The sequence below is a fragment of the Schlesneria sp. genome, from assembly GCF_036405755.1.
GTDB lineage: Bacteria > Planctomycetota > Planctomycetia > Planctomycetales > Planctomycetaceae > Schlesneria > Schlesneria sphaerica.
Genome location: NZ_DASWWZ010000666.1, coordinates 1 through 5,899, shown reverse-complemented (window position 1 = coordinate 5,899; position 5,899 = coordinate 1). Strand labels below are relative to the sequence as shown.

Annotated in this window: 4 protein-coding genes; 3 read left to right on the top strand and 1 reads right to left on the bottom strand. The window is 58.0% G+C overall.

Annotation, left to right across the window (positions count from 1 at the left end; genetic code table 11):
* The first annotated feature begins 123 nt into the window (after positions 1-123).
* Both VGE80_RS22020 and VGE80_RS22015 read left to right on the top strand, forming a co-directional pair.
* Positions 124-513: a BlaI/MecI/CopY family transcriptional regulator gene (locus VGE80_RS22020; RefSeq protein WP_373652994.1), complete on the top strand. Its 390-nt coding sequence runs from the start codon at positions 124-126 to the stop codon at positions 511-513.
* A 113-nt stretch (positions 514-626) separates the two neighbouring features.
* Positions 627-2,741, top strand: coding sequence for a M56 family metallopeptidase (locus VGE80_RS22015; protein WP_440594140.1), 2,115 nt, complete (start codon positions 627-629; stop codon positions 2,739-2,741).
* A gap of 426 nt (positions 2,742-3,167) precedes the next feature.
* Here VGE80_RS22015 and VGE80_RS22010 read toward each other — a convergent pair whose 3' ends face one another.
* Positions 3,168-3,680, bottom strand: coding sequence for a hypothetical protein (locus VGE80_RS22010; RefSeq protein ID WP_373652992.1), 513 nt, complete (start codon positions 3,678-3,680; stop codon positions 3,168-3,170).
* Positions 3,681-4,009: 329 nt separating this feature from the next.
* Here VGE80_RS22010 and mnmG point away from each other — a divergent pair, with 329 nt between their 5' ends.
* Positions 4,010-5,887, top strand: coding sequence for a tRNA uridine-5-carboxymethylaminomethyl(34) synthesis enzyme MnmG (mnmG, locus tag VGE80_RS22005; RefSeq protein WP_440594139.1), 1,878 nt, complete (start codon positions 4,010-4,012; stop codon positions 5,885-5,887).
* Positions 5,888-5,899: the final 12 nt, after the last annotated feature.

Here is a 5,899-nt window from a genome sequence, read left to right as displayed (position 1 = left end):
ATTCCTGTTGCACAGGGGTAGGCTTTAATCAAAGTTTTTAACGTTGGTGATTGACATCAGTAGACATAGCGTCTTATTCTTGAGTGTTAAATTTTATTTTTTTCATCGAAGACGAAGGTACTCATGGCACGAACACCCCAGGACATCACTGACGCTGAATTAGCGGTCATTAATCTCTTATGGGAACGAGGGCGAACAACGGTTCGCGACCTGACGGATACGCTCTATCCCGGTGGCACCGGTGCACATTACGCCACGGTGCAGAAGCTGCTTGAACGGCTGGAACTGAAGAAATTTGTGAAGCGGGACCGCAAGCCCTGGCCTCACATGTTCGAGCCGAAAATTGATCGTGACGAGCTGATCGGTCGCCGTCTACAGGCTACTGCGGACAAGTTGTGTGAAGGTTCGCTCGCCCCTCTGCTGTCCCATCTGGTGAAGGCAAAGCTCAGTCCCGATCAGATTGGTTCGCTGCGTGATTTGCTGGACGATCTCGACAAGGAAAAAGGTCGATAGACCGAAGCTTTTCACTGTAGAAAAGCTTGTCACGGTAGACGTCTGGCCTGAGGCCAGATCGGAGTGGGATCCCTGGCGGATCTGGAGCGCAGGACTTCCGGCAGGAGCGCGCAGTGCTGACGTATCTCGAGTTTGCACTTATCAACGCGATGATGATTGTTCCGCTCGCCATTCTCTCTGAGATTGCCGGGCGGACTTTTCGTCGTCCCACTCTGACGCATCTCTTATGGGTTCTCATTCTTGTCAAGCTCGTGACACCACCGCTGTGGCAAGTTCCGTTGATCGACCGTGAATGGCTGGTCACGGTTGGTCAGCAGTTAATTCCCCCTGTGCTGGCGGACGTGGATACCATCGAACTGCGGCAACGTCTGGCAGGTCTGAGCGAGGATTCGATTCACGAGTCGCAGTCCCAACCCAGCCCTCGACCCCGACCTCGCAGTCTGGCGGATCAGGACCGTCGGATGGCCGCCCGGGACGAGACCATTCAGTCGTACGTCACTCGATCGCTGCGTAGCCAGAATCTGCGTCTTTATGCTCTGGCCGTACTTCTGAATGTCTGGGCTCTGGGGGCGTTGACCTGGTTTGTCGTGCAGGGAATGCGATGCATTCGATTCCGGCTGGCGCTACAGCAGGGATGTGCAGCCGGCACGAAACTCCAGCGCACCGCCGACGTCATCGCTCAAAGGATGGGGCTGACTCAAGCACCCACCGTCTGGCTGATGCCGGGGGTCATGTCCCCCATGCTCTGGGGGTGCGGACGATCACCGTTATTGGTCTTCCCTGAACTGCTGCTGGATCGGCTGGATGAGGAAGCGACGGCAACGCTGCTGACTCATGAACTGTCCCACTTCCGTCGTCGCGATCATTGGGTTCGCGTTCTCGCCCTGGTAACGACGGGACTCTTCTGGTGGCATCCCGGTGTCTGGTGGGCACGTCGCGAGATCGAAGCGGCGGAAGAAGAATGCTGCGACGCGATGGTCGTGTCGATTGCTCCATCCGTCCCCAGGCGGTATGCCCAGGCCATTCTCGACGTGGTCGATTTTCTCGCCGAGCAGGAGTTGAGAATGCCCGCCCTGGCGACCGGCATCGGCCAGGTTCCGTTCCTGCGACAACGTCTGACCTGGATCATGAGTGGCCCCCGCCGCCAGGACATTGGCTTGTGCGGATGGGGACTGTGTGCATTGCTGGTCTGTCTGCTGCCCCTGCAGCCCTCGTGGGTTGGTGCACAGGGAACCTTGCTTCCGGCGACGGTATCGCCGATGGCTCAGTTATCCGTCCCGTGGAACGCGATTTCGTCCGTCGCGCCAATGGCCGGGGATCCGGGGGCCTCCCCTGTTACGGAGGGGACGAAGAACACGGATTCGGCGGAAGGTGAGCCCGGCAATGTAACGCGATGGAGCGGGTCTGAGGTGCAGGCACAGTCGTCTGATGGTCGCCTGGTTGTCGTAGGAAACGAAGGATTTCGCACGCTCCTGGACTTGGAGTCGGGTCGAGAAATCGAGCTGATCGATTTCTCGATCGAGGCGATGGCTTTCGGCCAGGGCTCACGTGAGTTCGTGTCCGTCAGTCGTGATGGAATGCTTCGATTGTGGAACACACAGACGCTAAAGATTGACCGTGAATGGAAGGTCCCCGGGGGGGACGTCAAGACGGTTGATCTTTCTGCCGACAGTTCCTGGATCGCAACGGGTGGTCGCGATGGGGTTGTACGGATCTGGAATCGGTCTGCAGACAAAGTGATGCAGGAATTTCCTCGCGAACTCGCTCCGATCAACTGCGTGCGGTTCTCACCCTACTCTGCCTTGCTGGCGGTTGCGACGGGGGACTGGATGTCTCCTCGAACAGGCAGAATCGCACTGGTCGATTCACGCGACTGGAGCGAGGTGATCTCGATGAACTGGAACTCACCTGCGGCAGTGGTGGCGTTTCACGCAGATGGTGATTCACTCGTCAGCGGTGACTGGCAAGGCCGCGTTGCCCGGTGGAGCCTCTCAACGGGGGAACTGATGGGACTCAGTCGCGGACATGAGAAATTCATGGCCGCCGCTCAGTTTTCATCCACAGCTTCGCCGCTACTGGAAATTGATGTGCCGGATCTTCCCTCGCACTGGAGTTGGAACGAGGTCGAACCGGGCGAAAGCGGCCTGCGGATTTTCAGCCGCTGGGGGTTCTACTCTCTTTACAATCTCAGTCCTGCGTCCGCTTCAAGCATGTCGGCAAAGCGGTAATGACAGGTCAAGAAGCTGTTTCACGGCTCCATTGCCGCGCACGAATCTGCTGGGTGGAAAATCCCTTCTGCTGCGCTCATCGCGAGTCCGGGGTCGGGCAGTCGGTGCAGCCGCTGTGACACGCTGAACACCATGACTTTGACCCTGGATTCAATCCGTGTTTCCGAGACTGAGCACCATCGAGCACGCTCGCCGAGCTGCGGTGTTGTTCTCGGGGGTTCACATCTGCGGCCACGTGGGAGGGTGTTACTCGACTGCCGGAAGCGCAAAAAGAAAGGAGCCTCTGAATGAGAGGCTCCCTGATCTTTTGATTCCGAGTCTGCAAGCTCACCGAGTCAGGCGAGAGTTCGCAAAGCTCCCGAATGCGAGATCTCATCCAGGAAACTCGCTGTCTGCGATTCCCGGATGGGATGACACGCCATTGGGCTATTTCGTCTGAGATTCGCGGAAGGGGAACACGTCCACGGGCTGCAGGGCGCTGGGTGGCAGTGGGTTGGGGGAGTTGACGTATCCGAACCGGTAGCAGCCGACCATCCCTGACGTGACTTCAGCGACGTACAGCACTCCCGTGGCGACGGCCTGACCGGTCCCCTGATTGGCAGCACCCGCGTTCAGGAAGCCTTGTCCGGGGATGATCGTGTATTTGCCGTTCGAGCGGACTTTGAAATCCTGAGCGACGTTGGCAAACCAGAAGTTTGTGAAGGACTGCGACTGTGGGTTCAGCAACGCCCCCTGCAGTCGGCCCGTCGAGAAATCCAGTACAAAGACCGCATCGGGAAGTCCTGGACCGACTTCGACCGTACAAATGGCGAACTTGGCATCGCGGTCGGTTGCGCTGGCAAGAACCTGCTCATGCGGCCACAGATAGGCAAGGCAAAGACCGGCAATGACGCCGAATCCCAACCAGACAAGCTGACGTTCTTTCGCGTGTGATTTCATGAATCGATCCTGCTTCCATTGAGACCGGGGGATAGGCAGCCGAGAGGTGAAGTGTCCTGATGCGCGTTCGGCGTGTCCGACGGCCAAAATTTTAATCCGTTCAAGTGCATTCGGCTAGTTGAGCTGCGAGCGGGTCACGAAATTCCCCGTGAATCAGGGAGCGACGTCGGGAGTGTCAGCCGGGCGTTCCGGGGGACATTTCTTTTGACTTGGTGGCGACAGATTCTGTTTGTGGCTTGCTCACGGGGCTTCACCTCTCCCCTGCTCCGGTGACAATTCGTTTCCGTCGAATGCTGTAGTCCGCTCACCGTTCTGCTAATCTGCGTACTATGAACACCAGCTACTATCATTTTGATGTCGCCGTGATCGGTGCAGGCCATGCCGGATGTGAGGCTGCACTGGCAGCGGCGCGAATGGGCGCCACGACCGTACTGCTCACCATGAACTGCGACAGCGTGGGCCAGATGAGCTGCAATCCAGCCATCGGTGGCGTGGCGAAAGGCCAGATCGTCCGAGAAATCGACGCTCTGGGGGGCGAGATGGGCCGGGTGATTGACGAGACCGGCATTCAGTTCCGGATGCTCAATCGCAGCAAGGGGGCTGCGATGCATAGCCCTCGTGCCCAGGCAGACAAAAAAGCCTATCAATTCGCGATGAAGTACCGGATCGAGTCTCAGCCGGGACTGACCCTCCGACAAGAAATGGTCGAAGAACTCCTTTCGGAACCAGGCGACGCCACGGCGGATCAAGCGGAATCGGGTTCCGCACCCTACCGCATTACGGGCGTCCGGGTACGTGGGGGAGGTGTCTATCACTGCCGCAGTGTGATCGTCACGACCGGAACATTCCTGCAGGCGATCATGCACACGGGGGAAGCCAAGACAGCGGGGGGACGTGCGGGGGACGGGACAACGGGAACCATGTCCGATTCGCTGAGGAGCCTCGGTTTTGAACTCCAGCGGTTTAAAACGGGAACTCCCTGTCGACTGAACGGCCGGACGATTGATTTCTCGGCCTGTTCCGAGCAGCCGGGGGATCCCCTGCCTCAACCGTTTTCTTATCTGACCGACTCGATCTCGCAGCCGCAGATTCCCTGCTGGTTGACCGAGACCAATGAAGGGGTGCACGAACTGATTCGGGCCAACCTTCATCGGGCCCCGATGTACAGCGGACAGATTCAGTCGACAGGTCCCCGCTATTGTCCGTCAATCGAAGATAAAGTCGTCCGTTTCGCGGAAAAGCCGTCGCATCATATCTTCCTCGAGCCCGAAGGGCGGAACACGTGGGAGTACTACTGCAATGGCATTTCGACCAGTCTTCCCCGGGATGTGCAGGACGAACTCGTTCGGTCAATTCGAGGACTGGAACGGGCCGAGATCATGCGCTACGGCTACGCAGTGGAATATGATTTCGCACCGCCGACTCAGTTAAGAGCCACTCTTGAAACCAAGCGCGTCGAGGGCCTTTACTTCGCAGGTCAGATCAACGGAACAACCGGGTACGAAGAAGCGGCAGGTCAGGGATTGATTGCCGGTGCGAACGCGGCGCTCAAGCTGGCGAATCAACCTCCCTTGATCATTGATCGCAGCCAGGGTTACCTGGGGGTCCTGATCGATGATCTGGTGACAAAAGGGGTCGATGAGCCCTACCGCATGTTTACTTCTCGCTCCGAGTATCGGTTGCTGCTTCGCCAGGACAACGCCGATCGCCGACTGACCCCCATCGGACGACGGATCGGTCTGGTGACGGAAGAACGCTGGCAGCGGTTCCAGCAGCATGAACAGGAGATCGAACGGGCCAGCGACTTGATTCAGCGATTGCGACATGAAGGGAGCACGCTGGAAGAGTGGTTGCGGCGACCGGAGGTCACCTGGACGGAACTGACTTTTCGCAGCAGCGAATTAGCATCACTAGCGATCGGGCAACTTGCCCGGCAGCAAGTGGAGATTGAAACCAAATATGCTGGTTACATCCGCCGACAATCTGCAGATATCCAGCGTCAAAACCAGATTCAGGTCGTGAAGATTCCGGAGACATTCAACTTTCAGGCGGTCGCTCAACTGCGCCGCGAGGCCAAGGAGAAGCTGGCTCGCGTTCGCCCGCGGGATCTGGGACAGGCGGGACGCATCAGCGGAATTACACCTGCTGATCTCACGATTTTGCTGCTCTATTTGAAAGAGCCTGAGCGGTTGGCCAGCGAAGGCTGACACGAATCGACC